The following is a 26165-nucleotide window of genomic DNA, read 5'->3' on the forward strand; positions in this document are numbered from 1 at the left end:
TGGAGCGGTGGAGCGAGAGGAAGAAGCGGGCGTCAGCGTGCGAGTGCGGCTGCCGCGCGGGTGTCGGAGTCCAGCACCGCCCCGTAGACCCGTGCGACGAGCGCCTTGCGCTCCTCGGCGAGCTTCAGCTGCAGGTCGGCATCGGGTTGTGCGGCGTCGAGGGCGCCTGGGGCGACCACGCCGTTCTGCGCGAGAAGGGTCTCGAGCATGATCGTGCGGTCCTTGAGGACCCACAGTTCGCTGGTCAGTTCGAAGACCATGCGCGCGACATCGTCGAGACGCGAATCTCCGAGGTAGGTAGGACGGGTGGGAACGTCGCCGCCGGCCATCGTGGTGCTCCTGTTCGCTGGGGTGGGGGTCAGAGGGGTTTGCGGGCGCGGGTGATCCACGGGTGGACGCCGCCGCCGACGCCGTACGCGTCGATATCGGTGAAACCGGCCTCGGTGAGCATCCCCGGCAGGTCCATCAGGAGGGCATCGCGCCAGAACGGCTCGCCGCGGTTCTCGGTCTCCCAGTCCAGGACGACCGCGCGGAAGGCGGAATGCATGGGGTACGGGGCGACCTCGCTGATGAGCAGGTCTCCGCCGGGCGCGAGCAGGCGGAAGGCCTCGGCGAGGATCCTCCGGTTCTCGTCCGTGGGCACCTCGTGCATCAGGGTGTAGGCGGCGACAAGATCGGCCTGACCGCCGGCGAGGCCGGTGTCCGCGGCGTCGGCGTGCACCCAGTCGATGTCGTAACCGGACGCCCCGGCCAGAGCGTGCCCGTACACGAGCGACGTCGTCGACAGTTCGACGGCGGTGATTTTCGCTTCCGGGTAGGTGCGGCGCAGTGCGTGAGTGAAGCGCCCCGGCCCAGAGCCCAGTTCCACGATGTTCTCGTAGCTGTCGCGGGGGGCTTCGCGCGCCGCGAGCGTGCGCTGGTCAAGGAGGTTCTCTCCGGTCTTGACCGCCCCCACCCCTCCGGGGGTGAGGACGTACTTGAAGACGAGTTCGTGGATCGCCGGGCCGGTGAGTTCGTGGCCGTCCCACCCGCCGGGGGCGAGATGGAAGCCGTTCTCCCAGTACGCGGGAGCGACGAGATCCGACCGCAGGCGGAGCGTGCCCGCGGGGGTCTGCTCCGCCATCCACGACTGCAGTTCGTCACGGACCTCGTCGACGGCCGGGAGCGCGCGGACGTAAACCTCTTCAGCGACCCAGCGCGTCAGCATCCGGTCGAAGCACCAGGCGGCGTTGTCCTCGAGCGTCTGCTCGACGGATTCCTTGCGCTGGGCGAGTGTCGCCGGGGGCTCGGCGACGGCCGTCTCGTAGTCGGCGGCGGCGCGCTTCTGGAGCACTCCTCCGGCGAACGACTGCGTGGCGCCGAGGAACTGCAGGGCGGCTCGGGAGCGCTGGCTCAGGTCGATATCCACTCGAGGTTTCCTTCCGGGTTCTCAATATGTAGGAATGTAAACCGCATATGTAGAGAATGCCAAGCCGGTCGTCGGGAATTTACGCGCTCGAAACAGACGCGTCAGCGGGCAGCTTCGGTACGTGGTTCGGAGAGCGCCCCCGCGAGATCCCTGCAGAGGAGGTCGGCCGCGGCGTCTGCCGTCGGGCTTGACGCACCGTGCCCGAAGAAGCCATGGGGGAGGGTGGGGAACACGCGCAGAGTCACTGCGACGTCGGCGTCGGCGAGGGCGCGCGCGTAGGCGATGTTGTCCTCGTAGAGGAAGTCGTGCTCCCCGACGCCGACGATCGCGGGCGCCAGGCCCTCGAGGCGCCCGAACGCCGGTCCGAGGCGCGGATCCTCACCGACGGTGTCGAGAGCGTCTCCGAGGTACTGGCGCCCGACCAGCTCGCGCGCGAAGTCGCCGAGGAAGGTGACCGGATACAGCAGCAGCTGCGCGGCCAGGAGGATCCCTTCATCGCGGGCCCACTGGGCGGCGACCGCGGCGAGGTTGCCGCCCGAGCTGTCGCCGGCCACGGCGACGCGCTGCGGGTCACCGCCCAGTCCGCCGACGTTGTCGACCGACCACTTCAGGGCATCGCAGGCGTCGTCGACGGCCGCGGGGAACGGGTGCTCCGGCGCGAGCCGGTAGTCGACCTGCACGACGGTCGCCCCGGTGCGCAGCGCGAGACGGGCGGCGCTGCTCTGGTGGGAGTCGAGGTCGCCGTGGATCCAGTTGCCGCCGTGGAAGTAGACCACGGTTCCGCCCTTCGGCTCGTGGGGGCGCTGGATGCGCACCGGGATGTCGCGCGTTGCGAGGTGGATCACGGTGTCCTCGATCGATGCGACGTCGAAGGCTTCGGGGGCGTAGAACTCCGCGTCCCGCTCGCGGGCGCGCCGACGGGCTTCGGGCCCCGGGATGTCGAAGCCGATCGGGTATCGGCCGGACTCCTGGATCGCCGCCTGAATCCGGGCGAGGTCCGCATCCAGGGGCGCTCCGGTGCGGTCGGGTACGAACAGAGCGGTCATAAGTCCTCCATCGTCGGCGCTCGGGATGGAGGGCGGGCCTCGCATCCACAGGTCTATCCGGCGGTCGTTACCGGTGTGTAAATTGCGGGCGCGCGCCTTGCCGTCTCGAGCGTTCGGTCTCTAGAGTCCTCACTATATGAGTTTATTGTTCGCACGATATGGGATAGGTCGACATGACTGAGACACGTTGGGACGATGAGATCGCGACGATCCGACGGCTGCGCGCCGAACGTACGAAGGTCGGACACGGGGAGCGCCCGGCGGTCGTGATCGTCGACTTCCAGAAGGCGTTCGTGGCACACGAGAAGTCCGGCCCTTCGGCGGCGGCGGCACTGTCGAATACCGCCGTCCTGCTCGACGCGGCGCGCGCGGCGGGCGTGCCCGTCATCTATCTCGTGATGATTCTCGACTCCTTGGAGGACCGCATGCTCGCCCAGCGCGTGCGCTCCTCCCTGACGGAGCGGTGCGAGCGTGGCAATCCGTGGACGGAGATCAGCGATGTGGTCGCGGTGCAGCCCGGCGACCACGTCGTCGAGAAGACCGTCGCCACCGGTTTCTACAAGACCCGCCTCCATGATCTGCTCACCGAACTCAACATCGATGAGGTTGTCGTCGTCGGCACGAGCACCAGCGGGTGCGTGCGTGCGACGGTGATGGATGCCGCCTACCGCAACTATCGGGTGTCGGTTGTGGAGGAGTGCGTCGACGACTTCCGCACCGTCTCGGGCGAGGTGTCGCTCTGGGACATGCAGGACCGCTTCGGCGACGTGCGCAGCCTGGAGCACATGCTCGGGCACTTCGCCGCGCTCGGCCGACGTCGCGAGATGGCCGCTCCCGCGTGATCGACAACAACAGCCGCCTCGTCTACGCCCCGATCGAAGGGCGACCGCGCGTGACCTGGCCCGGGGGCAAGACACTCGCCTTCTGGCATGCCCCCAACGTCGAACACTACGACTACGTCCCCCCGAGCGGCGTGGTGCAGGGCAGGGTGGACACCCCCGACCTCCAGCACTACGCGCATCGCGACTTCGGCAACCGCGTCGGGTTCTGGCGGATGCTGCGGATCGTGGACGAGTTCGCCATGCCCTCGACCGTGTCGCTCAGCCTGTCGGTGCTGGAGGAGATACCGGAGGTTCGCGACGCGATGCTCGCCCGCGACTGGGAGGTCATGAGCCACGGCATCTCGAATCTGCGACCGCTGTACGGCTACTCGCTCGAGGAAGAGGACGCCTTCTACGCCCTCAGCCAAGCGCTCGCGACGACCTACTACGACGGCCGTCGGATCAAGGGGATGCTGGGCCCGAAGGTGTCCGGAACCGACAACACCTGCGATCTGATGGTGCGCCACGGCATGACGTATCACGCCGACTGGGTGCACGACGAGCAGCCGAGGCCGCTGCGCACCGACTCCGGGGCGCGCCTTGTTTCGATGCCGTACTCGTACATGCTGAACGACGTGCCCCTGCTACATGCCAAGCACTTCTCCGCCGAAGAGTTCGTCCGCCTGGCGCGCGCGCAGATCGACCGGCTTCTCCGCGATAGCGAGGAGGACGGGCAGGGACGCGTGGTCTGCCTCGCGACGCATCCCTTCGTCATGGGCCAGCCTCACCTCGCGCGGGCCCTCGCCGAGATCTTCGCGGCGGTGCGCGCCGACGATCGGATCTGGGTGACGACCGCCGGCGACATCGCTGACCACTACATCGAACACCACTACGACGAGCAGCTGACGCATGCCGCCGCTCTCGGCGAGAGGATGCCCGCGAGATGACGCTGATCCCTCACCCCGCGGAGGCCACGGTCTACGCCCCCGACATCCCTCGATCATTCGAGCCGTCCCGGGCGTCGTGGCAGTCGCCGACTCCGCTCACCGTGAGCGTGCTCCTGCACGCGCCGGCATATCTCGATGTCGTCCCGGCGGGTGCTCGGAAGCCGCGCGCGATGCAGGGGGGTGTCGGTCGGGAGACCGGAGAACCCGCGCACGGGCAGGTGGCCCGACTTTCGCAGTGGGACTTCGGCCTCACCACCGGGGTGTTCCGCCTGCTGCGGATCGCCGAGCAGGCCGAGGTGCCAGTGGCTGTGGCCCTCGACGCTCAGGGCTGCGCGGCGATGCCCGGCCTCGCCGAGGCGGTCGCCGCTCGCGCGGGCGAGATCGTCGTGCGCGGGAGCGCGGCCAACGCGATCCTGTCGGCGAACATGTCGGCGGGCGAGGAGCGCGCCTACGTCGAAGAGACCACGGCGGTCGTGTCCCAGACGACCGGGACGACCCCAGTCGGCTGGTTCGGTCCCGAACGGGCGTCGACGCCCCGCACGACGTCGGTCCTGGCCGACGCCGGGTTCCGTTGGATCGGGGACTGGCCGCTCGACGAGGCTCCCGTGCAGCTCGAGGGTGCGGCTGCGGGTCTCACCGCGCTGCCGTTCGCCCTCGACACCGAGGACATGTTCGCCCTCTATACCCGAGGGCTCCCTTTCGTCGAGTACGAGCGGATGCTGCGCGCCACCGTCGATCAGCTCATCGAGGACGCCGCGATCGTAGGGCCGAGATTCCTCGGACTGAGCTGGTTCGGCTGGGTGCTCGGACAGGCGTGCTTCGCCGATGTCGCCGAGCGCACGCTCGCCTACCTCGCCGATCGTTCGGACGTGCGGATCGTGCTGCCGTCCACGCTGGCGTGACGGCGGACGCGCGGCGCCCACCGCTGCCCCGGTCGCTCGGGTGGGTGCTCGGGTCGGGGACGGTGCTTCAGGGCCTCAACTCGTCGCTCATCGCGGTGGCTATCGTCTCAGTCGGTGCGTGGTTCGGAGCGGGGGATCAGCTCCCGTGGCTCGTTTCTGCGTTCTACATCGCCTGCGCGGTCGCCTCACCGGTCGCCGGTCGACTAGTCGATCTCTTCGGGGCGCGTCGGATGTACCTGGTGGGCTTGGGCATCGTGCTCGTCGCCGCGGTGTTCGGTCCGTTCGTCCCCACAATGGACCTCCTCGTCGCCGACCGTGTGTTGCTGGGAGTGGGTGCGTCCCTCCATTTCCCTGCTGCCATGTCGATCATTCGACGGCAGGCGGCCGAACGCGAGGCCGACGGGCGCCCAGCGATCGGGGTCATCGCGCTATGCGGACAGACGACGGCGGCGATCGGCCCCACCCTCGGCGGACTCATCGTCACCGCCACGGGCTGGCAAGGAATCTTCTGGGTGAACGTGCCTATCGTTCTCACGTCCGCACTCCTCGTCGTCTCTCGCGTTCCGCGGGAGGCCCCACCAGGCCGCTATGGGGTGCGCGAGGTCACTCGACTTCTCGATCCGGGCGGTCTCGTTCTCTTCGTCGCCGCACTCGTCCTGACGATGATGGGGCTCCTCGCCTTGGCGGACGTTGTCGGGGGTGACCTCACCGGCCTCGTCGTCGTGGCCGCATCGCTGCCCCTCTGGGCGGCGTTCGTCTTCCGCGAGCTTCGGGCGCGCACCCCGCTGCTCGACCTGCGGTTACTTGCACGGCATAAGGAATTGACCGCCACCTGTGCGCGAGCGGTCGTCACATTCATCGCGTTCTACGCCGTGTTCTACGGATTCCCGCAATGGTTGGAGGCGCACCGGGGCCTCTCTCCGGCTGTGGTGGGGCTCGTCGTTCTTCCGGTGTTCGGCGTCGGGGTCGCCAGCACGATCCTCGCCACCACCCTCGGCCGGCGGCTCTCGCCTCGCTCCCTGCTCATCGTGGGCGGGATCGCGTTCGCTGCCGGGGGCGGCGTGCTCGCCGTGTGGGTGTCGGACGACGCACCGTTGTGGCTCTTGATAGCAGCTGCCGCGCTCCTGGGCGTCCCGAACGGATTCAACAACATCGGCAACCAGCTGATCCTGCACGACAGCGTGCCCGCCGACGCCATGGGCATGAGCAGCGGACTCTATCGAACCTCCCAGTACGTGGGCGCTGCCCTGTCTTCGGTCGTCGTCGCGGCGCTGATCGGCACGGGTCTCGACGACGGCGGCATCCGGCGCCTGGGCGTTGCGATCGCGGGAATCGGTCTGCTGCTCGCTGTCCTCAGCGTCTTCGCTCGGGCGAAACGTCGCCGAGCCGAGTGACACCGTCGACAGGACCGACGGCGACCGTGCGGCTCTCGAGTCTGCGGGTGCGGCTGACGCCCCATGCGGCTCGGGCCCATAACGATGGTGGCCGCTCGGTCTCGCCGAGAACGGTCGGGCCGCCCCTGACCAAGCGCGTTCTCGTCTTCGTCAGGTCGGCGCATGCATGCGAGGTGTTCTGCAGAAACCCGCAGTGATATGGTGCCCCCGACTGGAATCGAACCAGCGACCTTTGGTACCGGAAACCAACGCTCTATCCCCTGAGCTACGGAGGCGGACTGAACGAGGCTACCACCGGCGGCGCTACTCGCCCGTCACCCGAGCGGCGCGCAGCATCCGTCAGATGACGGGGTCGGAGTCTGAGGCGGGTTCGCCTTCGTCCGTGATCACGCCGGTAGGTTCGGCGTCCTCCACGGTGTGATGGGTGCCGAGCTGGTCGGCGAGCGCCCGACCCTGGTCGACGGCCTCTTCCTTGCTCGAGAAGCTCGCCGACAGTTCGGGGCGCCCCTCGACGTAGTTCTCCCACTGACCGCGGTTCGAACGGGTGTGCACTTCGTCTTGAGCCATGGCGGAAGTCAACTCCCCTTGCACCGGGGAGTCACCCGCCTTGACACGGTGCCGGCGGAATACCTCTCGGACGTCGGTCGTTGCCAGCCGTGTGACGTTCGATCCCGCGACGCTGGAGAGCGTGCTCTCGTCCCTCGATGTGCAGCTGGGCGAGACGCGGCAACGATCGCTGCCGGCCGGAGGACGCCTCGGTGTCGATCGCGGAGTGCTGACCCTCGTCTACGTCGTGGCGGGGGAGGTCACCGGGGATGCGTCGTCGGAGACGGCCTGCGCGGTGGACGTCGCCGCCGGCGCCGCGTCGCTGTGCGCGACGCGCACGCTTCTCGCCGGCGACGCGTTCCTCTCCTTCGGGAGGTGCGCGGCCTCGCTCACGTCGACCTCGGGAGCGCGGCTGATGACCGCTGAGGTGCACGTGACTTCCCCGAACGCCGTCCGGCCTCTGCCGGGGGTGATCTTCGTCACGGGATTCGCGAGGCTCGAGCCGGCCGCCGCCGCGCTCGCCGCGCAACTCGGTCCGGGCGACGGTGACGCGACACGCACCGGTGACCCCATGATCTGCCGGCTGATGGTGACGACCGTCCTGCTGTCGGTGATCCGCGCATGGGCCGACCGTGACAGCGCATCGCGGCTGCCGCTCACGACGGGCGACGACTACCTCGACCGGGTCGCGGCGGCCGTCCGCGACGAGCCGGGGCGCCTGTGGACCGTGGACGCGCTCGCGACCATCGGCGCGATGTCGCGCACGGTGCTGACCGAGCGGTTCCGCGCCGCCTTCGGCCGTTCGCCGGCCAGCTACGTCACCGAGGTGCGGATGCGGCGCGCCCAGGAGATGCTCCAGTCAGGACGCAGCGTGTCGGAGACCTCGCGCGCGATGGGGTACGCCTCCGACGAAGGGTTCAGTCGGGCCTTCCGCCGCCACGTCGGCGTCGTGCCGTCATCCTGGCGTGCCGGCCATCGCGGCGGCGTCGCGGTCTGAGATCTGGCGGAGGCAGCGCAGCCGCCCCCGCCCGCGGCTCAACGCTCGCCGACGTCGGCTCTCGACGACGCGCGGTTCGACGCTCCGAACAGCGCCGCGCCGACCAGGAGCAGCACGATCCCGATGACGTAGTTCGCTTCGACGCCGAGGCTGTCGACGAGGATGCCGCCGAAGCCGGCCGCCAGCACGATCGCCCCTTGGAACCCGACGACGACGAGGCTTCCGCCGGCCTCGAGTCGGTCGGGCATCCGGTGACCGACCCACGCGTTCACGATGATCAGCCACGACGCGAAGAACATGCCCCAGACGAACACGGCGGCACCGATCGCCACGACCGCCCCGGGCAGCAGCAGCACGCCGATCACTGCGACGGCCATGGCGACCGGTGCGAACACACCGAAGAACGCCAACGAGCGGTCGATGACCAGCCCGATCACGATGTTGCCGATCAGACCGCCGGCGCCGAAGAGCGCGAGGAGCACCACGACGATGCCCGCATCGACGTCCGGTGTGCGCTCGAGGGCCAGCCGAATGTAGGTGTATGCGAGGAAGTGCCCGAGCACGATGAGCACGTGGCCGGCGAGTCCGAGCCCCACGCCGCGTCGGCGAACGGTGTCGACGAGGATCCGGATGCTGGCCGCCTGGGTCGCCGGCACGCTCGGCAGCGAGACGCGAAGCGGGATGGCGAGGAGGGCGGTGGCGACCCCGATGATCAGGAAGGTCGCGCGCCAGTCGACCAGCTCGCTCAGGACGACGCCGAGCGGAACGCCGGCGACGGTGGCGAGCGACATGCCTGCCGAGGTGAACATCACCGCGCGCCCGACCCTCTCGGGGCCCGCCACGTGCGCGGCCACGGTGATCGACATCGCCCAGAACGCGCTGATGGCCGCCCCGAGCAGGAACCGCGCCAGCAGCACGAGCACGAGGTTGGGGGCGATCGCCGCGAGCACTCCCGACGCCCCCGCCGCGAGGGCCATGACGACGAGGAGGGTCCGGCGATCGAGCCGCGGGAAGATGAGCCCGACCGTCGGGGCGACGACGAGACCCACGAGGGCGGTGACGGTGACGGTCTGGCCCGCCTGTCCCGGGGTGACGCCGAGCCCCGCCGCCATCTCCGTGAGAACGCCGTTCGGAAGGAACTCGGCGGTGACCAGAAGGAAGCTCATGAGCATGAGAGCGATGAGCGCACCGTAGGGCATGCGACGCGCACCGGTGGCGACCTGGACGGGTACGGGGGAGGTCGTTGTCATACGTCTACTCTCGCGGTCGCCGACCGCACCCGCCCGACCGGACGTCCGCCGCATCCGACCGTTCGTCCGGTCCGCACTCCCGCCGACATGCCTCGGAACGGGTCGTCCGCAAGGCGCAATCGCCCGAAACGCGGCACCTCGCGCGCGGCGGGTCGGCGGCGCGCGAACACGTCGGAAACGCGTGCGAGGATTGCTCGGTGCAGCGCCTCGTTACCGCCGAACTCGACCTCGAGCTCGCAGCATCCGCAGACCTCATCTTCCAGATCACCGCGGCCTCGAACGTGCCCGTCACGAGCGAGCAGCTCACCTTCACGCAGGGCGACCGCGTGTACACGCCGACCGAGATCGTCGATCAGACGGGCAGTCGCCTGCACCGGTTCACTGGTGAGGCGGGCGCCCTCACCGTGCGGTACGACGCGACGATCTCGGGTCCGGCGGCGATCGCCCACACCAGCGATCTCGAGACCATCACCTACCTGCGCCCGAGCCGCTACTGCCAGTCCGACGAGGTGTTCGCCCAGGCGCGGCGTCAGTTCCGCGGACTCAGCGGTGTCGAGCTCGTCGACGCCGTCTCGCAGTTCGTCTCGTCGAGCGTCGTGTACACGCCCGGCCTCAGCCTCGGCACCGACAGTGCCGTGACGACGCTGATGACGGGCCAGGGCGTCTGCCGCGACTACGCGCACGTCGTCATCGCCCTGCTGCGCGCGATGGACGTGCCCGCGCGCTACGCCGCGTGCTTCGCGCCCGGACTCGAGCCCATGGACTTCCACGCGGTCGCCGAGGCCTATGTGGACGGGTCGTGGTACGTCATCGATGCCACGCGCCTCGCCGACCGGCGCTCGCTCGTGCGCATCGCGACGGGCCGTGACGCGGCCGACTGCGCCTTCCTCAGCTACCACGGCGCGAACCTCACGCTCGAGCGCATGCGCGTCGACGCGTGGGTGACGGATGCTGCGCCCGAGGCCGCCGACGACCACGAAGCGCTGGTGCAGTTGGCCTGATCGGCCCGCGCCCGGCGCCGACCCGGCCCGCAGCCGCGCGAACCGTAGACTGGTGAGGCTATGGATCCTGACGTTCTCTCCGCCGCCCTGCTCGCCGTCGTGACGCCTCTCGCCGAGGCGCGACGCGAAGGGTCGACCGAGGGGCTCACCGCGGCCGACCTGCCGCTGGAGCGTCCGAAGAACCGCGACCACGGCGACTGGGCCTCGAACGCGGCGATGAAGCTCGCGAAGAAGGTCGGCGCGAACCCCCGCGAGCTCGCCGCCGAGATCGCGGCCGGGCTCGAGAGCGTCGACGGCATCGCGAGCGTCGAGGTCGCCGGCCCCGGGTTCATCAACATCCGCCTCGACGCGGCAGCGGCCGGTGCCCTGGCCAAGACCATCGTCGAGTCCGGCGCCGCCTTCGGCTCGAACGACACCCAGCGCGGCACCTCCATCAACCTCGAGTTCGTCAGCGCCAACCCGACCGGCCCGCTGCACATCGGGCACACGCGGTGGGCGGCCCTCGGCGACTCGATCGCGCGCCTGCTGCTCGCCAGCGGTGCCACGCTCGTACGCGAGTTCTACATCAACGACGCCGGCGCGCAGATGGAGCGCTTCGGTCGCTCGGTGCTCGCGGCGGCGCTCGACCAGCCGACGCCGGAGGACGGCTACGCGGGGGAGTACATCGGCGAGCTCGGCTCCCGCGTGCGTGCCGCCCGCCCCGACATCGCCTCGCTCGAGCCCACCGAGCAGATCGACGTCGCGACCGAGCTCGCCTACGGCATGCAGCTCGACGAGATCCAAGCGTCGCTCGAGCGCTTCAACGTGCACTTCGACGTCTGGTTCTCCGAGCGCGTGCTGCACGCCCGGCACGAGGGCAAGCCGAGCCTCGTCGACGAGGCCGTCGACCGCCTCCGCGAGCAGGGCCACGTCTTCGACGACGAGGGCGCCGTCTGGGTGAGGACGACCGACTTCGGAGACGACAAAGACCGGGTCATCCGCCGGTCCAACGGCGAGTACACCTACTTCGCCGCCGACGCCGCCTACTACCTCAACAAGGGCGACCGCGGCTTCGCACACAAGATCTACCTGCTCGGTGCCGACCACCACGGCTACGTGCACCGTCTCAAGGCGCTCGCGGGCGCGGCCGGTGAAGACCCCGAGAAGAACGTCGAGGTGCTCATCGGGCAGCTCGTGTCGATCAACGGCGCCAAGCTCAGCAAGCGCGCGGGCAACATCATCGAGCTCGACGACCTGCAGGCCTGGCTCGGCACCGATGCGCTGCGCTACTCCCTCGGGCGCTACCCGGCCGATTCGCCGCTGACGCTCGATCCCGAGATCCTCCAGAAGCGCACGAACGACAACCCCGTCTTCTACGTGCAGTACGCGCACGCACGCACGCACAACGTGGCGCGCAACGCCGCGTCCTCCGGCGTCGACCGTTCCGAATTCGCTCCCGAGCTGCTCGACCACGAGACGGAGTCGGCGCTCCTGGGTGCCCTGCAGGAGTTCCCGCGCGTGGTCGCCTTCGCCGCCGAGGTGCGCGAACCGCACCGCGTGGCGCGCTACCTCGAAGAGCTCGCGGGCCTGTATCACCGCTGGTACGACAGCTGCCGGGTGATCCCGCTCGGCGACGAGCCCGTCGCATCCGTGCACCGCACCCGCCTGTGGCTGAACGACGCCACCGGTCAGGTTCTGCGCAACGGTCTCGACCTGCTGGGCGTGAGCGCTCCGGAACGGATGTGACCCGATGACCGACGCCTACACGCTGCCGTTCGAACCGACGGAGCAGCCGAAGCGTCGGCGTCGCCTGTGGCCCTGGATCGTCACGCTCGTCATCGTGCTCGTCCTCATCGGGTCGGCCGCGTTCGGGGCGGAGTGGCTCGCGCGCGGAGCGGTGACCGGCGGCATCCGCACCCTGGTCGTGTCACAGGTCGGCCTTCCCGCCGACCAGCCCGTCGACGTCGAGGTGCCCGGCCTCGTCATTCCGCAGCTGATCTCCGGAACGCTCGACGAGGTCACGATCGCCTCCGACGACGTGACGTTCGGCGAGCTGTCGGGCGACGTGCGCGTGACGATCACCGACATGCCGATCCGTGCCGACGCCGCCGCCGGCCCGGGAACCGCGACGGTGCGCCTCGACGAGACCCAGCTGCGCGCCCTGCTCTCGACGATCGACGGTTTTCCCGCGGATGCTGCGGGGATCGCCGCGCCCGATGTGACCGTATCGACCGAGCTGAGCCTGTTCGGCGTCGGGATCCCGGTCGGTATCGCGCTCCTCCCCGCCGCGGGGAGCGCGGGCGACCTCACCCTCACGCCGTCATCGTTCACGGCGGGCGGGGTGGAACTCACCGCCGACGCCCTGCGTCAGCAGTTCGGTGGTCTCGCCGACTCGGTGCTGCGCACGTGGGACGTCTGCATCGCCCAGTACCTCCCGTCCGCCCTCACGCTGACCTCGGTCTCGGTGGAGGGCTCGGAGGTCGTCGCCGATTTCGACATCGACGGTGCCGTCGTCGTCGACCCGCTCCTGCGCCAGAACGGCACCTGCGGCTGATTCGCCTCCCGTTCACCGCTCGATCCGATCTCGTTCCTCCCGCCGTCGCCCGGCAGGCCCCGAGGTGTCGGCACACTTCGTGAATGGTCATGGAATCCGAGCGCACCGAGGTGCTGGCGCCCGTCGCTCCGGTTCCCGCGGCGCACCCCGAGCCCCGCGGATCGGGTCGCGCGGGGCGCATCGTGACGGTCGTCGCCGTGATCCTCGCGTTCGTCGTGCTCGTCTTCGGCCTCCTCGACTGGATCGCGCGATCGGTGATGCAGGCCGCGATCAGCCACTCGGCCGTCGAGCTGTTCGAGCTTCCGAGCACCCAACGGGTCGACACCGAGATCTCCGGGCCGGTGCTGCCCCAGTTGCTGCTGCGGAATCTGAGCCTGGTCACCCTGTCGTCGCAGAACGTGAACATCGCCGGCGGCGCGGCCGACCTGTCGATCGAGCTGACGGACGTCTCGCTCGGCGAGCAGGGGGTCGCGCGCCAGATCCGCGGCGAGGCGCGTTTCGACGCCGGCCAGCTCACCTACATGGCGGGCGTCGGGGGCATGACGTTCGGCCTCGACGGAGCCGACGTGACCGCGTCGATGAGTGTGTCGGCCGGCGGGCAGACGACATCCGTGGGGATGGGCTTCACGCCGGGCTACTCCAGCGGCGCCCTCACGCTCACTACCTCCTCCGTGCGCCTCGGTGAGACCGAGATCGCGCTCGACGACCTCCGGGCCCGGTACGGCGACGACGCCAGCGCCGCGCTGCAGCCGCGCGCCGTCTGCCTCGCGGCCGAACTCCCCGCGGCGATGCGCATCACGTCGGTGGGTGTGGACAGCCAGCAGCTGGTGGCGCGCTTCGCGGTCGATACGACCGCGCTCGACGCGGCGGTGCTCGGGGAGAAGGGCACCTGCGGCTGACGCGCAGCGTCCTTCCGGCCGGGGCAGTGCGCGGCGGTGCCCTAGACTTCAACCACCCGCGGCGTGGACGAGCTCACGGCATTCGTTGCCTGGCGACCGACGCCGCCGCATCCGTCGATTGGTCCCCTCCGTGTCCGCCTCGCCTGCCGCGCCGCTCGCACCCGAGTGGCTGTCCGTCCCCGCCGACGCGAACGACCTGTCGGTTCGCATCTGGCCGGCATCCGCCCGCCGCGATGCCGACGGAGCCCTCGAGCTCGGCGGTGTCTCGGCCCGTGAGCTCGTCGAGACCTTCGGCTCGCCCCTCTACGTCGTCGACGAAGAAGAGGTGCGCGCCCACGCACGCCGTGCGCGCGACGCGTTCGCGGCGGCCGCGGCGACGCACGGAGTGAAGGCGCGCACCTATTACGCCGGCAAGGCGTTCCTCAGTACCGAGATCGTCCGCTGGGTGACGAGCGAAGACCTCTCGGTCGACGTGTGCTCGCGCGGTGAGCTCGAGGTGGCACTGGCCGGTGGCGCCCAGCCCGCGCGCATCGGATTCCACGGCAACAACAAGACCGTGTCCGAGCTCGAGCGCGCGGTCGAGGTGGGCGTCGGGTCGATCATCGTCGACAGCCCCATCGAGATCGAACGTCTCGCGGCGATCACCGAGCGCCTCGGCGCGGTGCAGCGCGTGCTCGTGCGCGTGCGCACGGGCGTCCACGCCGAGACGCACGCGTTCCTCGCGACAGCCCACGAAGATCAGAAGTTCGGGTTCTCGATGACGGATGCGGCGACCGCCGTCGCCCGGATCCGCGAGGTGCCGGGGCTCGATTTCCTCGGGCTCCACGCCCACATCGGCTCGCAGATCTTCGACGCCTCGGGCTTCCGCGCGTCTGCCGCGCGTCTGGTCGAGCTGCACGCCGAACTCCTGGCCGGGGGTGAGATCCCGCTCCTCAACGTCGGCGGCGGTTTCGGCATCGCGTACACCTCCCACGACGACCCGCGCCCGCTCGAGGAGATCGCGTCGGGCATCGTCGACGCCGTCGCCGCCGAGTGCGCGGCGCGCAGCATCCCGATCCCCGACATCGCGTTCGAGCCCGGCCGCGTCATCGTCGGCCAGGCCGGCGTCACCCTCTACGAGGTGGGCACGGTCAAGCCCGTCCGCGTCGGAGACGACCTCGAGCGCGTATACGTGAGCGTCGACGGCGGCATGAGCGACAACGCCCGCCCGGCCCTCTACGGGGCGCAGTACAGCGCGCGGATCGCGTCGCGCACGACCGCCGCCGTGCCGGCGCTCAGCCGCGTCGTCGGCCACCACTGCGAGTCGGGCGACATCGTCGTCGACGCCGAGTACCTCCCCGGCGACATCGCCCCGGGCGACCTTCTCGCCGTCCCCGCCACGGGCGCCTACTGCTTCTCGCTGGCGAGCACCTACAACTACACCCCGCGGGCCGCGGTCGTCGCCGTGCGCGACGGCGAAGCCCGCGTCATCGTGCGTCGCGAGAGCGTCGCCGACCTCCTCTCCCGCGACGTCGGAGCTGTCGTGGCGACGGAGACCACCACCGAAGGGATCGCATGACCGATTACCGTCGCCTCCGAGTCGCGCTGCTGGGCGCGGGCTCCGTCGGCTCGCAAGTCGCCTCGCTGCTCCTCCGCCACGGCGCCGAGCTCGCCGACCGTGCCGGAGCCTCGCTCGAACTCGCCGGCATCGCCGTCCGCGACGTCGATGCGCCCCGCGACGTCGACCTGCCGCGCGAGCTGTTCACGACCGACGCGGAGCAGCTGATCGTCGGTGCGGACATCGTCATCGAACTGATGGGCGGCATCGACCCGGCACGCGAGTACGTGCTGCAGGCGATCAACTCCGGCGCCGACGTGGTGACGGCCAACAAGGCGCTCCTGGCGACCCACGGCCCCGAGATCTTCGACGCGGCCGACCAGGTGGGCGCGCAGGTCTACTACGAGGCCGCCGCCGCCGGTGCGATCCCCATCATCCGACCGCTCCGCGATTCTCTCGCCGGCGACCGCGTGCAGCGCATCATGGGCATCGTCAACGGAACGACGAACTACATCCTCGACCGCATGGACGCCGAGGGTGCGGACTTCGCCGACGTGCTCGCGCAGGCGCAGGCGCTCGGCTATGCCGAAGCCGACCCGACGGCCGACGTGGAGGGCTACGACGCGGCGCAGAAGGCCGCGATCCTCGCGAGCCTCGCGTTCCACACCGCCGTGCCGCTCGAAGCGGTGCACCGCGAGGGCATCACGAGCATCGACAGCTCGATGATCGACGCCGCTCGCCACGCCGGGTACGTCATCAAGCTCCTCGCCGTCTGCGAGCGCCTCGCGGCGTCCGACGGCGACGGCGAATCGATCTCGGTGCGGGTCTACCCCGCCCTCGTCGACCGCGCGCACCCGCTGGCAAGCGTCCACGGCGCCAACAACGCGGTCTTCGTCCAGGCGGAGGCCGCCGGCAACCTCATGTTCTACGGCGCGGGCGCCGGGGGAGTGCAGACCGCCTCGGCCGTTCTGGGCGACGTCGTCTCGGCCGCGCGCCGTCACGTCGCCGGTGGCGTCGGAGTCGCCGAGTCGACCCGCGCGAACCTGCCGGTCTCGCCGATCGGACGCGTCATCACGCGCTACCAGATCACGCTCGAGGTCGACGACCAGCCGGGCGTGCTCGCGACGATCGCCGGCATCCTCAACGAGGGGCGCGTCTCGATCGCGACCGTCGAGCAGACCGTCCTCGCCGCGGCGGTCACGCCCGCGGCGGAGGCCCAGACCGAAGACGCACCGAAGGCCCGCCTGGTCATCGGCACGCACAAGGCACGCGAGAAAGACCTCAGTGAGACCGTCGATCGGCTCGCCGCCACCGGCGTGGTCGACCGGGTCGTATCTGTACTGCGGGTAGAAGGAGACTGAGATGGCACACCTCTGGCGCGGAGTCCTCCGCGAATACGCCGACCGACTGGGCGTCACCGACGCCTCGACCGTCGTCACGCTCGGCGAGGGCGGCACGCCGCTGCTCCCCGCCCCCGCACTGTCGCGCCGCACCGGCGCCGACGTGTGGGTGAAGTTCGAGGGCATGAACCCGACCGGGTCGTTCAAGGACCGCGGCATGACGGTCGCGCTCTCCCGTGCCGTCGAGCACGGCGCGAAGGCGGTCATCTGCGCCTCGACCGGCAACACGTCGGCCTCGGCCGCCGCCTACGCCGCGCACGCCGGCATCACCGCGGCCGTGCTCGTGCCCGAGGGCAAGATCGCGATGGGCAAGCTCAGCCAGGCCGTCGCGCACGACGGCCGTCTGATCCAGGTGCGCGGCAACTTCGACGACTGCCTCGAGATCGCGCGCGAGCTCGCCGAGCACTACCCGGTGCACCTGGTGAACTCGGTCAACCCCGACCGTATCGAGGGCCAGAAGACGGCGGCGTACGAGGTCGTCGAGGTGCTCGGCGATGCTCCCGACTTCCACTTCATCCCGGTCGGCAACGCCGGCAACTACACCGCATACTCCCGCGGATACCGCGAGGAGGCCGACCGCGGGGTCGCCCACCGCGTGCCCCGCATGTTCGGCTTCCAGGCCGCCGGTTCCGCGCCGCTCGTCCGCGGCGAGGTCGTGAAGAACCCCGACACGATCGCCAGCGCGATCCGCATCGGCAACCCCGCATCGTGGGATCTCGCCCTGCAGGCGCGCGAGGCGACCGACGGCTACTTCGGAGCCATCGACGACGAGCGCATCCTCGCGGCGCAGAAGATCCTCTCGGGCGAGGTCGGCATCTTCGTCGAGCCCGCCTCCGCGATCAGCGTCGCCGGGCTCCTCGAGCGCGCCGAGGCCGGCGTCATCCCCGCGGGCTCCCGCGTGGTGCTCACGGTCACGGGCCACGGTCTGAAGGACCCCCAGTGGGCACTCCGTCAGCCCGACGGATCGCAGGTCGAGCCCACGGTCGTCGACGCCGCCACCTCGGAGGTCGCATCGGTGCTCGGGCTCGTCTCCGAGGCGTCGGCGTGACCCAGGCCGCCTGTCCGCTCGACGATGTCCCCATCGCGCCGGGATTGAGCAGCTCATTCCCGGCTGGATCGGGACATCGACGGGGAGGGGCGGGGGCATGAGCCGCTCGGTCGTCGTCCGGGTACCCGCGACGAGCGCCAACCTCGGACCGGGTTTCGACACGCTCGGGCTCGCCCTCAGCGTGTACGACGAGCTCGTCGTCACGCAGCTCGATACCGCAGCGGTCGAGATCGTCGTGTCCGGTGAGGGCGCAGCATCCGTGCCGCTGGACGCGTCGCACCTCGTCGTGCGGTCGATGGCGCACGCCTACGCCGCTGTCGGCCGAACCCTCCCGGGGGTGCGGCTCGAGGCGGTGAACGTCATCCCGCACGGGCGGGGCATGGGCTCGTCGGGGGCCGCGGTCGTCTCGGGGCTGCTCGCGGCGAAGGGGCTGCTGGCCGGCGAGGTGGAGCTCTCGGACGAGACGCTCCTGCGCCTGGCGACCGAGCTCGAGGGTCACCCCGACAACGTCGCCCCCGCGCTCTTCGGCGGTCTCACCATCGCGTGGATGGATGCTGCGTCGCCGCAGCACAAGCAGCTCATCGTGCATCGGGGCGTGTCGCCGCTGGTGCTCGTGCCCGAGTTCACGATGTCGACGAAGGTCGCCCGCAGCCTGCAGCCGGAGCACGTCTCGTACGAGGACGCCGTGTTCAACCTGTCACGCTCCGCGCTGCTCATCGCAGCCATGACGCAGAGCCCCGATCTGCTGCTGGCGGCGACCGAGGACCGGCTGCACCAGAACTACCGCGCACAGGCGATGCCGGAGACCGACAAGCTGGTGCGCGCACTGCGCGCGGCCGGCTTCGCCGCCGTCGTCTCGGGTGCCGGGCCCAGCGTGCTCGTGCTCGCCGACGGCCCCGGTCGACGCCTCGAAGCGGCGGACCTCGCCGCCTCGGTCGCCGACACCCCGTGGAACGCCCTCATGCTCGCCGTCGATGTCAAGGGTGGTACAGTGAGGGACAATGCCGGGGGTACCACGTATCCCACGTGAATCTGGCCCCGGTCGCAATTCTGCGAACTACCGCACGCACCCGCAACCCGAAATAGCGCCTCTGCGCTCGACGAACTGCGGTGAATGACGATGCCTGTCGTACCGGCGTCGAGTGCGGTCTGATCATCCGTCTACAAGGGAGCACTCGTGGAGTCCATCTCCGAGATCCGCACTGCCGACGCGCCGTCCGAAGAATCGAACGCCGCCGTCGACACCACCCCCGACGCCGCGGCATCCGCCGAGTCGTCGCCCGAGACCCCGGTCGCCGAGGCGCCGCCCGTGCCTGAGGCCGACGCCCAGGCCGTCGCCGACGCCGCGGCCGCCGAAGCTGCGTCGGCTGAGGCCGCGCCCGCCGAGGCCGCGCCCGTCGAGGCAGAGACGCCCGCCGAGACGAAGCCCGTCAAGGCGCCGCGCAAGCGCGCACCGCGCCGCGCGAAGAGCACCGACCCCAAGCCCGAGGAAGCCGCAGCCGCTGCGGAGCCGGCCGCCGAGGCCGCGCCGGAGCCGGCCGCCGAGGTCGAGCCCGTCGCCGAGGTCGCGCAGGCCGAGGCCGCGACCGCCGAGGCCGCAGCCGAAACGCCCGTCGAGGCGCCCGCAGCCGACGCTCCCGCCGAGGAGCCCGCCGCCGACGAGGCCGCCGACGCCGAGACCCCCGCGGAGGCCCCGACCGACGCGTCGGCGCCCGCCGAGGACGCGACGGCTGAGAGCGCGACTGCTGAGAGCGCGACTGCAGAGAACACCTCGTCGAACGCAGACAACTCCGAGAACGCCGAAGACTCCGCCCCGCGGGGTCGCGGCCGCAGCCGCAACCGCAACCGCAATCGCGGCAACGCCGCGAACGGCGAGGGCGGCGCCGCCGAGAACGGCGCATCCAACGGCGGCACCGCGCAGAGCAACGGACGCAACAACGGCAACGCGCGCGGCAACAACAACGCGCCCGAGAAGGCCGAACCGGCGCCCGCCGCCGAGACCGACAACGAGCAGTCGAACGGACGCAACCGCCAGCGCAACAAGCGTCGCGGCCCCCAGACCACGGGCGACGAGTTCGACACCGAGATCGGCGAGGATGACGTCCTCATCCCGATCGCCGGCATCCTCGACGTGCTGGACAACTACGCGTTCGTCCGCACCACCGGCTACCTCCCCGGCACCAGCGACGTCTACGTCTCGCTGGGTCAGGTCAAGAAGTACAACCTCCGCAAGGGCGACGCCGTCGTCGGCGCGATCAAGCAGCCCCGTGAGGGCGAGCAGTCGGGCCGTCAGAAGTACAACGCGCTGGTCAAGGTCGACGCGATCAACGGCCTGTCGGTCGAAGACGCGGCCACCCGCGTCGAGTTCGGCAACCTCACCCCGCTCTACCCGCAGGACCGCCTGCGTCTCGAGACGGCGCCCGAGAAGCTGACCCAGCGCATCATCGACCTCGTCGCGCCGATCGGCAAGGGCCAGCGCGGCCTCATCGTCGCGCCTCCCAAGGCCGGCAAGACGATCGTCCTGCAGCAGATCGCGAACGCGATCGCGACGAACAACCCCGAGGTCCACCTCATGGTCGTCCTCGTCGACGAGCGTCCCGAAGAGGTCACCGACATGCAGCGGACGGTCAAGGGCGAGGTCATCGCCTCGACGTTCGACCGCCCCGCCGAAGACCACACCACGGTCGCCGAGCTCGCCATCGAGCGCGCCAAGCGCCTCGTGGAGCTCGGTCGCGACGTCGTCGTCCTGCTCGACTCGATCACACGACTCGGTCGCGCCTACAACATCACCGCGCCGACCTCGGGCCGCGTGCTCACCGGCGGCGTCGATGCATCCGCCCTGTACCCGCCCAAGCGCTTCTTCGGCGCCGCGCGCAACATCGAGAACGGCGGATCGCTCACGATCCTCGCGACGGCCCTCGTCGAGACCGGTTCGAAGATGGACGACGTGATCTTCGAGGAGTTCAAGGGCACCGGCAACAGCGAGCTGCGCCTCAGCCGCCAGCTCGCCGACAAGCGCATCTTCCCGGCCGTCGACGTCAACGCGTCGAGCACCCGTCGCGAAGAGATGCTGCTGTCGGCCGACGAGGTCAAGATCACGTGGAAGCTGCGGCGCGCGCTCGCGGGTCTCGACCCGCAGCAGGCGCTCGAGGTCGTGCTCGGCAAGCTCAAGGAGACGCAGTCCAACGTCGAGTTCCTCGTGCAGATGCAGAAGTCGATGCCTGCCCCGACGCACGGCGGCAACGGCAGCCACGGGCACGACAACAGCATCCGCTGACCCTCGTGTCCGCTGAGCCTGTCGAAGCGTCGGGAATGCTCGAGTCCGTCCGCGGGCTGCTCGAAGAGCACAAAGCGGTCGAGCTCGAACTGAACGATCCCGCGGTGCACGCCGACGCGGGGCGGGCGAAGCGCGTCAACCGTCGTTACGCCGAGCTCAACCGCATCGTCCACGCCTACGAGGCGTGGACGCAGGCGGGCGACGATCTCGCTGCGGCGCGTGAGCTCGCGAAGGAGGACGCGGCGTTCGCCGAGGAGGTGCCCGCGCTCGACGAGCTCGCCGTCGCGACTCAGGAGCGACTCCGCCGCCTGCTGATCCCGCGCGATCCCGACGATGCTCGTGACGTGATCATGGAGATCAAGCAGGGCGAGGGGGGCGCGGAGAGCGCGTTGTTCGCGGCCGACCTGCTGCGGATGTACCTGCAGTACGCCGCCTCCCGCGGCTGGAAGACCGAGCTGCTCGAGCGCAACGAGTCCGACCTGGGCGGCTTCAAAGACGTGCAGGTCGCGATCAAGGGCTCCTCGAGCGACCCCGCGCAGGGAGTGTGGGCGAGCCTCAAGTACGAGGGCGGGGTGCACCGCGTGCAGCGGGTGCCCGCGACCGAGTCGCAGGGCCGTATCCACACCTCGACCACCGGCGTGCTCGTCTTCCCCGAGGTCGACGAGCCCGACGAGGTCGAGATCAACCCGAGCGACCTGAAGATCGACGTGTTCCGCTCGTCGGGTCCGGGCGGTCAGTCGGTCAACACGACCGACTCGGCTGTGCGCATCACGCACGTGCCGACCGGGATCGTCGTGTCGATGCAGAACGAGAAGAGCCAGCTGCAGAACCGCGAGGCCGGCATGCGCGTGCTGCGCGCCCGGCTCCTGGCGAAGCAGCAGGAGGAGCGCGACGCGATCGCCTCCGACGCGCGGAAGTCGCAGATCCGCGGCATGGACCGCTCCGAGCGCATCCGCACCTACAACTTCCCCGAGAACCGCATCGCCGACCACCGCACCGGCTACAAGGCCTACAACCTCGACCAGGTGATGGACGGCGCCCTCGGCCCGATCATCGAGTCGGCCATCTCCGCCGACGAGGAAGCCCAGCTGGCCGCTCTCGCCGGCGACGACTCCTGACCGCGAGACCCGATCCGCCCGGCGAGACCCGGCCAGGATGTCGCGGTCTCGCCGCGCCGTACGGGTTTCACGGTCGGCCCGTCATTCGTTCGGCGGGTGCGGGAGCGGTCCGCGCACGGCCTCCAGCTGGGCGGCCAGCGCGAGGATGGTGGCCTCGCCACCCGGTCGGCCGATCAGCTGCACCGAGACGGGGTGGCCCGAGGAGTCCCGGGTGAACGGAACCGTGACCGCCGGCAGGCCGGCGACGTTCACGAAGCTGCTGAACGGGGCGTACTCGACCTGACGCGCGAACGTGCGCTCCGGCCCGAGCCCGTCGTACCAGCCCACCCGCTGGGGCGGCAGGGCGAGCGCGGGCGTCAGCACGGCGTCGAACGGTGCGAACGCCTCGATCGTCTCGCGCTCGAACACCCGGGCGGCGCTCAGGGCGCCGAGGAGGTCGGATGCGGCGAGCCCGCGCCCCTGACGGACGAGCCAAGCCGTCAGCGGCTCGACGACGTCGAGATCGGCGTCGCTCAGGGGGATCCGCGCGGCGCTCGCCCGCCAGAGCACCCGGAAGAGCTCCGCGTAGCCCCGGGGCCTCCACCGTGCATCATCCGCCCCGTGCCCGAGGGCGGTCAGAGCCGATGCGGCCGCCTCGACCGCCGCCGAGGCGGCCTCGTCGACACGGATGTCTTCACTGTCGTCCCACGGCGAGATCGTCGTCACGCCGATGCGCAGCTGGTCGGGCGGGGTGGTCGCTGCCGCGAGGAACGGTCCGTCGCCCGGCGCGCGGGTGGCGTACCGGAACGGGGCGAGGCCGACCAGCGCGTCGAGCAGGAAGGCGGCGTCGGCGACGGTGCGGGCGATGGGCCCGGTCACGGCGAGGCCGTCGGGCGCGTCGAAGCCCGACCCGATCGGCAGCCGTCCGCGCGAGGGCTTGAGCCCCACCACGCCCACGGTCGCCGCCGGGATGCGGATCGACCCGCCGCCGTCTGAGGCGACCGCGAAGGGCAGCAGCCCCGCGGCGACGGCCACGGCGGCGCCGCCGCTCGAGCCCCCCGCGCCGTTCGCGGGGTTCCACGGGTCGCGGGCCGGCCTGCCGGTGCGCGGCTCGGTGTAGCCCGTGAGGCCGAACTCGCTCGTCGCGGTCTTCCCGAGGTTCACCGCTCCGGCGTCGTCGAGCGCTGCGGCGAGGGGATCGGATGCTGCGGGGACGAACTCCCGCCGCGCGAGCGAGCCGTAGCGCGTGGGCACGCCGGCGCGCGCGACGAGGTCCTTGTCGGCCAGCGGCACGCCGTGCAGCGGCCCCCGGACGGGGGAGCGGCCCACAGCATCCGCTCGCTCGAAGGCCGCGTGCGGCGTGACCTCGGCGAACGCTCCGAGAGCCGCATGGTGCTCGATACGGGCCAGGTAGTGGGCCGCCGCCGCCGTCGGGGTGATGTCGCCGCGACGCAGGGCGCCGGCCAGTTCGACGGCGGTCAGCTCGTGCAGCTCGGTCACTCTCCGAGCGTAGGCCCGCGATAGGGGAACGCGGCTAGATCGAGTACTCGGGTGCGGTCAGCAGTGCGCGGGTGTCCTCGCCCGTGCGTCGGGCTCGTGCCCTCGCGGGGACGCCGACGAGCACGCTGTCCTCGGCCGCGTCGCGGGTGACCACGGCGTTCGCGCCGACCGCGGTGCGCGCACCGATCGTGATCGGCCCGAGGATCTTCGCCCCGGCGCCGACGGCGACGCCGTCGCCGATGGTCGGGTGCCTCTTGCCGCCCTCGCGCTGCCGGCCGCCGAGCGTGACCCCGTGGTAGAGCAGCACGTCGTCGCCGACCTCCGCGGTCTCGCCGATCACGACGCCCATTCCGTGATCGATGAAGAACCGTCGTCCGATCACCGCACCGGGGTGGATCTCGATGCCGGTCACCCAGCGGGTGACCTGCGATCCCAGACGAGCGGGGAAGCGCCAGCCGGCGCGCCACAGGCGGTGCCAGACGCGGTGCGCCCAGATCGCGTGCAGACCCGGGTAGAGCAGCGCGATCTCCAGCGTCCCGCGCGCGGCGGGATCCCGGAGCTTCGCGGCCGCGAGGTCTTCGCGGATGCGGCTGCCGAACGCCACGCTCAGTCCTCGCGCAGGTTCTCGTACAGCGCCGTGGAGAGGTATCGCTCGCCGAACGAGGGGATGATCACGACGATGTTCTTGCCGGCGGCCTCGGGGCGCTTGGCGATCTCCAGAGCTGCCCAGATGGCCGCGCCGCTGGACATGCCGACGAGGATGCCGTCCTTCGTGGCGGTGTCGCGGGCCAGTCGGATGGCATCGTCGAACTCGACGTCGATGACCTCGTCGATGAGGTCGCGGTCGAGGATCGCCGGCACGAAGTTCGGCCCGATTCCCTGGATCTTGTGGGGTCCGGGGTGACCCTTCGTGAGGATGGGGGAGTCCGACGGCTCGACGGCGACGATCTTCACGCCCGGCACGCGCTCCTTCAGCACCTGTCCGACACCGGTGATGGTGCCGCCCGTTCCGATGCCGGCGACGAAGTAGTCGACCTTGCCGTCGGTGTCGCGAAGGATCTCCTCGGCGGTGGTCTTCCGGTGGATCTCGGGGTTCGCCTCGTTCTCGAACTGCCGCGCCCACACCGCGCCGGGGGTCTCGGCCACGATGCGCTTGGCCTCGTCGACGGCGTACGACATGCCCTTGGTCGGGTCGGTGAGCACGAGCTCGGCGCCGAACGCCTTCAGCAGCAGACGCCGCTCCTTCGACATCGAGGCCGGCATCGTGAGGATCACCCGGTAGCCGCGGGCGGCACCCACCATCGCCAAAGCGATGCCGGTGTTGCCGCTCGTGGACTCCACGATCGTTCCGCCGGGCTTGAGCTCGCCGGACGCCTCCGCGGCGTCCACGATCGCGATGCCGAGGCGGTCCTTGACGCTTCCTGCCGGGTTGTAGAACTCGAGCTTGGCGAGGATGGTCGCCTCGACCCGCTCGGCGACGCGATTCAGCCGCACCAGCGGGGTCTCGCCGAACGCGGAGGTGATGTCGGGATGGATGCCGGGCATGGCTCGCCTTTCGCCGTCGATACGCGGATATCGCCAGCCTAGGCGAGCCCGATGCGCGCGGGCGCAATGTGACCGCACCGGCCGGAGCGTTTAGGCTGGGCCCGCCATGCCCGAGCCCGTCCCCCCGCTCGCGTCGTCCGTCGACGTGCCCCTCGCCGACCTCGTGCGCTCCGCCGGGGCGCGACTGGGCCGTGCGGGCGTGACCGATCCCGCGGTCGACGCCGAGCTTCTCGCCGCCCACGTCCTCGGCACCAGTCGCGGCGCCGTACAGGGCGCGGCGATCCGGGGCGACAGCATCACGGCGGCCCTCGCGTCGCAGTTCGATGCGCTCGTGGAGCGGCGCTGCGCCCGTGTGCCGCTGCAGCACCTCACCGGGGTCGCACCGTTCCGTCACCTCGAGCTCGCGGTCGGTCCCGGGGTGTTCGTGCCCCGGCCCGAGACCGAGATGGTCGCCCAGCTCGCGATCGACGCGCTGCGCGCCGCAGCATCCGCCTCCCCGATCGCGGTCGACCTCGGGACCGGCAGCGGCGCCATCGCGCTGTCGCTCGCGACGGAGGTGCCGCACGCCCGGGTGTTCGCGGCCGAGAACTCCGTCGACGCCTTCGTGTGGACGAAGGAGAACGCCGCACGCATCGGCGCCGACAACCTGCGGCTCGCCTTCATCGACCTCGAGCACGCGTTCGAGGACCTCGACGGCACGGTATCGGTGGTCGTGTCGAATCCGCCGTATGTGCCGGATGCGGCGATCCCGCGCGATCCGGAGGTGCGTCACTACGACCCGCCCGCCGCCCTGTACGGAGGCGAGGACGGTCTCGACGTCGTCCGCACCCTCAGCCACGTGGGGCTGCGCCTGGCCCACCCCGGCGGGCTCATCGTCATCGAGCACGGCGAGTGGCAGGGCGAGGCCATTCGCGCGATCCTCGCGGCCGACGGCTGGCAGGCCACGGCCACCCACCCCGACCTGACGATGCGCGATCGGGCGACGACGGCACTGCGACCCGCGTAGACCTCACGGTC

24 protein-coding genes and 1 tRNA gene are annotated in these 26165 nt (G+C 70.7%); 16 read left to right on the top strand and 9 right to left on the bottom strand.

The window, feature by feature from the left end; translation table 11 throughout:
• Nucleotides 1-32: 32 nt before the first annotated feature.
• From FVP77_RS16705 to FVP77_RS03090, 3 genes are all read right to left on the bottom strand, one after another.
• Nucleotides 33-329 carry a hypothetical protein gene (locus FVP77_RS16705; RefSeq protein WP_187266794.1) on the bottom strand — a complete coding sequence of 99 codons (297 nt, stop codon included), beginning with the start codon at nt 327-329 and terminating at the stop codon, nt 33-35.
• 29 nt (nt 330-358) lie between these two features.
• Nucleotides 359-1408, bottom strand: a complete 1050-nt coding sequence (locus tag FVP77_RS03085; RefSeq protein ID WP_147893204.1) for a class I SAM-dependent methyltransferase — start codon at nt 1406-1408, stop codon at nt 359-361.
• Between the two features lie 101 nt (nt 1409-1509).
• Nucleotides 1510-2454 carry an alpha/beta hydrolase gene (locus FVP77_RS03090; RefSeq protein WP_187266795.1) on the bottom strand — a complete coding sequence of 315 codons (945 nt, stop codon included), beginning with the start codon at nt 2452-2454 and terminating at the stop codon, nt 1510-1512.
• 173 nt (nt 2455-2627) lie between these two features.
• Between FVP77_RS03090 and FVP77_RS03095 the strand changes: the two genes are divergently transcribed.
• From FVP77_RS03095 to FVP77_RS16715, 4 genes are read left to right on the top strand one after another with little or no spacing between them, the layout of a single operon-like run.
• Nucleotides 2628-3296, top strand: a complete 669-nt coding sequence (locus FVP77_RS03095; RefSeq protein WP_147893206.1) for a cysteine hydrolase family protein — start codon at nt 2628-2630, stop codon at nt 3294-3296.
• Nucleotides 3293-4222, top strand: a complete 930-nt coding sequence (locus FVP77_RS03100; RefSeq protein ID WP_147893207.1) for a polysaccharide deacetylase family protein — start codon at nt 3293-3295, stop codon at nt 4220-4222. Before FVP77_RS03095 ends, FVP77_RS03100 begins: the two co-directional genes overlap by 4 nt.
• On the top strand, nt 4219-5124 hold the full coding sequence (locus tag FVP77_RS16710; protein ID WP_187266796.1) for a polysaccharide deacetylase family protein: 906 nt from the start codon (nt 4219-4221) through the stop codon (nt 5122-5124). The genes FVP77_RS03100 and FVP77_RS16710 overlap by 4 nt, the downstream gene beginning before the upstream one ends.
• Nucleotides 5121-6518 (top strand): MFS transporter, encoded by a 1398-nt coding sequence (locus FVP77_RS16715; protein ID WP_187266797.1) that lies wholly within the window; start codon nt 5121-5123, stop codon nt 6516-6518. The genes FVP77_RS16710 and FVP77_RS16715 overlap by 4 nt, the downstream gene beginning before the upstream one ends.
• A gap of 199 nt (nt 6519-6717) precedes the next feature.
• On the opposite strand, the gene FVP77_RS03110 is transcribed toward FVP77_RS16715, so the two are convergent.
• Together FVP77_RS03110 and FVP77_RS03115 are read right to left on the bottom strand one after the other, a co-directional pair.
• A tRNA-Arg gene (locus FVP77_RS03110) sits at nt 6718-6793 on the bottom strand.
• A 64-nt stretch (nt 6794-6857) separates the two neighbouring features.
• The gene (locus tag FVP77_RS03115) at nt 6858-7085 is read right to left on the bottom strand and encodes a DUF2188 domain-containing protein (RefSeq protein ID WP_147893208.1); all 228 of its coding nucleotides are present in this window, start codon (nt 7083-7085) and stop codon (nt 6858-6860) included.
• Between the two features lie 91 nt (nt 7086-7176).
• Here FVP77_RS03115 and FVP77_RS03120 point away from each other — a divergent pair, with 91 nt between their 5' ends.
• Nucleotides 7177-8061: a helix-turn-helix domain-containing protein gene (locus FVP77_RS03120; RefSeq protein ID WP_246133952.1), complete on the top strand. Its 885-nt coding sequence runs from the start codon at nt 7177-7179 to the stop codon at nt 8059-8061.
• A gap of 38 nt (nt 8062-8099) precedes the next feature.
• On the opposite strand, the gene FVP77_RS03125 is transcribed toward FVP77_RS03120, so the two are convergent.
• Entirely contained in the window at nt 8100-9311 is a 1212-nt protein-coding gene (locus tag FVP77_RS03125) for an MFS transporter (RefSeq protein WP_147893210.1), read from the bottom strand.
• Nucleotides 9312-9508: 197 nt separating this feature from the next.
• Between FVP77_RS03125 and FVP77_RS03130 the strand changes: the two genes are divergently transcribed.
• The 10 genes from FVP77_RS03130 to prfA all read left to right on the top strand — a co-directional run bounded on the left by FVP77_RS03130 (nt 9509) and on the right by prfA (nt 22124).
• Complete coding sequence (locus FVP77_RS03130; RefSeq protein WP_147893211.1) at nt 9509-10312, top strand: transglutaminase-like domain-containing protein; 804 nt, start codon at nt 9509-9511, stop codon at nt 10310-10312.
• 60 nt (nt 10313-10372) lie between these two features.
• Complete coding sequence (locus FVP77_RS03135; protein ID WP_147893212.1) at nt 10373-12037, top strand: arginine--tRNA ligase; 1665 nt, start codon at nt 10373-10375, stop codon at nt 12035-12037.
• A gap of 4 nt (nt 12038-12041) precedes the next feature.
• The gene (locus tag FVP77_RS03140) at nt 12042-12845 is read left to right on the top strand and encodes an LmeA family phospholipid-binding protein (RefSeq protein WP_147893213.1); all 804 of its coding nucleotides are present in this window, start codon (nt 12042-12044) and stop codon (nt 12843-12845) included.
• An 83-nt stretch (nt 12846-12928) separates the two neighbouring features.
• Nucleotides 12929-13744 (top strand): LmeA family phospholipid-binding protein, encoded by an 816-nt coding sequence (locus FVP77_RS03145; protein ID WP_147893214.1) that lies wholly within the window; start codon nt 12929-12931, stop codon nt 13742-13744.
• Between the two features lie 130 nt (nt 13745-13874).
• A complete protein-coding gene (gene lysA, locus FVP77_RS03150) occupies nt 13875-15302 on the top strand; it encodes a diaminopimelate decarboxylase (protein ID WP_147893215.1) in 1428 nt (475 codons plus the stop codon).
• On the top strand, nt 15299-16642 hold the full coding sequence (locus tag FVP77_RS03155) for a homoserine dehydrogenase (protein ID WP_147893216.1): 1344 nt from the start codon (nt 15299-15301) through the stop codon (nt 16640-16642). Before lysA ends, FVP77_RS03155 begins: the two co-directional genes overlap by 4 nt.
• A 1-nt stretch (nt 16643) precedes the next feature.
• Nucleotides 16644-17729: a threonine synthase gene (gene thrC, locus FVP77_RS03160; RefSeq protein ID WP_147893217.1), complete on the top strand. Its 1086-nt coding sequence runs from the start codon at nt 16644-16646 to the stop codon at nt 17727-17729.
• A 97-nt stretch (nt 17730-17826) separates the two neighbouring features.
• Complete coding sequence (gene thrB, locus FVP77_RS03165; RefSeq protein ID WP_147893218.1) at nt 17827-18759, top strand: homoserine kinase; 933 nt, start codon at nt 17827-17829, stop codon at nt 18757-18759.
• Between the two features lie 147 nt (nt 18760-18906).
• Complete coding sequence (gene rho / locus FVP77_RS03170) at nt 18907-21006, top strand: transcription termination factor Rho (RefSeq protein ID WP_187266798.1); 2100 nt, start codon at nt 18907-18909, stop codon at nt 21004-21006.
• A 35-nt stretch (nt 21007-21041) separates the two neighbouring features.
• On the top strand, nt 21042-22124 hold the full coding sequence (gene prfA / locus FVP77_RS03175; RefSeq protein ID WP_147894410.1) for a peptide chain release factor 1: 1083 nt from the start codon (nt 21042-21044) through the stop codon (nt 22122-22124).
• 81 nt (nt 22125-22205) lie between these two features.
• On the opposite strand, the gene FVP77_RS03180 is transcribed toward prfA, so the two are convergent.
• Genes FVP77_RS03180 through cysK form a run of 3 tightly spaced genes read right to left on the bottom strand, consistent with a single transcriptional unit; the run spans nt 22206 to nt 25148 of the window.
• On the bottom strand, nt 22206-23603 hold the full coding sequence (locus FVP77_RS03180) for an amidase (RefSeq protein ID WP_147893219.1): 1398 nt from the start codon (nt 23601-23603) through the stop codon (nt 22206-22208).
• 34 nt (nt 23604-23637) lie between these two features.
• The gene (gene epsC, locus FVP77_RS03185) at nt 23638-24207 is read right to left on the bottom strand and encodes a serine O-acetyltransferase EpsC (protein ID WP_147893220.1); all 570 of its coding nucleotides are present in this window, start codon (nt 24205-24207) and stop codon (nt 23638-23640) included.
• A 2-nt stretch (nt 24208-24209) separates the two neighbouring features.
• Nucleotides 24210-25148, bottom strand: coding sequence for a cysteine synthase A (gene cysK, locus FVP77_RS03190; RefSeq protein WP_147893221.1), 939 nt, complete (start codon nt 25146-25148; stop codon nt 24210-24212).
• A gap of 106 nt (nt 25149-25254) precedes the next feature.
• Between cysK and prmC the strand changes: the two genes are divergently transcribed.
• Nucleotides 25255-26154 (top strand): peptide chain release factor N(5)-glutamine methyltransferase, encoded by a 900-nt coding sequence (prmC, locus tag FVP77_RS03195; RefSeq protein WP_147893222.1) that lies wholly within the window; start codon nt 25255-25257, stop codon nt 26152-26154.
• Nucleotides 26155-26165: the final 11 nt, after the last annotated feature.

The organism is Microbacterium hatanonis (assembly GCF_008017415.1).
Classification (GTDB): Bacteria; Actinomycetota; Actinomycetes; order Actinomycetales; family Microbacteriaceae; genus Microbacterium; species Microbacterium hatanonis.

Bases quoted from the DNA above. Each gene is read 5' to 3' on its own strand.
- FVP77_RS03095 (WP_147893206.1), top strand. From the start codon at position 2,628: ATGACTGAGACACGTTGGGACGATGAGATCGCGACGATCCGACGGCTG.
- FVP77_RS03090 (WP_187266795.1), bottom strand. From the start codon at position 2,454: ATGACCGCTCTGTTCGTACCCGACCGCACCGGAGCGCCCCTGGATGCG.
- prfA (WP_147894410.1), top strand. From the start codon at position 21,042: ATGCTCGAGTCCGTCCGCGGGCTGCTCGAAGAGCACAAAGCGGTCGAG.
- thrB (WP_147893218.1), top strand. From the start codon at position 17,827: ATGAGCCGCTCGGTCGTCGTCCGGGTACCCGCGACGAGCGCCAACCTC.
- prmC (WP_147893222.1), top strand. From the start codon at position 25,255: ATGCCCGAGCCCGTCCCCCCGCTCGCGTCGTCCGTCGACGTGCCCCTC.
- FVP77_RS03145 (WP_147893214.1), top strand. From the start codon at position 12,929: ATGGTCATGGAATCCGAGCGCACCGAGGTGCTGGCGCCCGTCGCTCCG.
- FVP77_RS16710 (WP_187266796.1), top strand. From the start codon at position 4,219: ATGACGCTGATCCCTCACCCCGCGGAGGCCACGGTCTACGCCCCCGAC.
- FVP77_RS03115 (WP_147893208.1), bottom strand. From the start codon at position 7,085: ATGGCTCAAGACGAAGTGCACACCCGTTCGAACCGCGGTCAGTGGGAG.
- thrC (WP_147893217.1), top strand. From the start codon at position 16,644: ATGGCACACCTCTGGCGCGGAGTCCTCCGCGAATACGCCGACCGACTG.
- FVP77_RS16705 (WP_187266794.1), bottom strand. From the start codon at position 329: ATGGCCGGCGGCGACGTTCCCACCCGTCCTACCTACCTCGGAGATTCG.
- FVP77_RS03140 (WP_147893213.1), top strand. From the start codon at position 12,042: ATGACCGACGCCTACACGCTGCCGTTCGAACCGACGGAGCAGCCGAAG.
- FVP77_RS03135 (WP_147893212.1), top strand. From the start codon at position 10,373: ATGGATCCTGACGTTCTCTCCGCCGCCCTGCTCGCCGTCGTGACGCCT.
- FVP77_RS03155 (WP_147893216.1), top strand. From the start codon at position 15,299: ATGACCGATTACCGTCGCCTCCGAGTCGCGCTGCTGGGCGCGGGCTCC.
- cysK (WP_147893221.1), bottom strand. From the start codon at position 25,148: ATGCCCGGCATCCATCCCGACATCACCTCCGCGTTCGGCGAGACCCCG.
- FVP77_RS03125 (WP_147893210.1), bottom strand. From the start codon at position 9,311: ATGACAACGACCTCCCCCGTACCCGTCCAGGTCGCCACCGGTGCGCGT.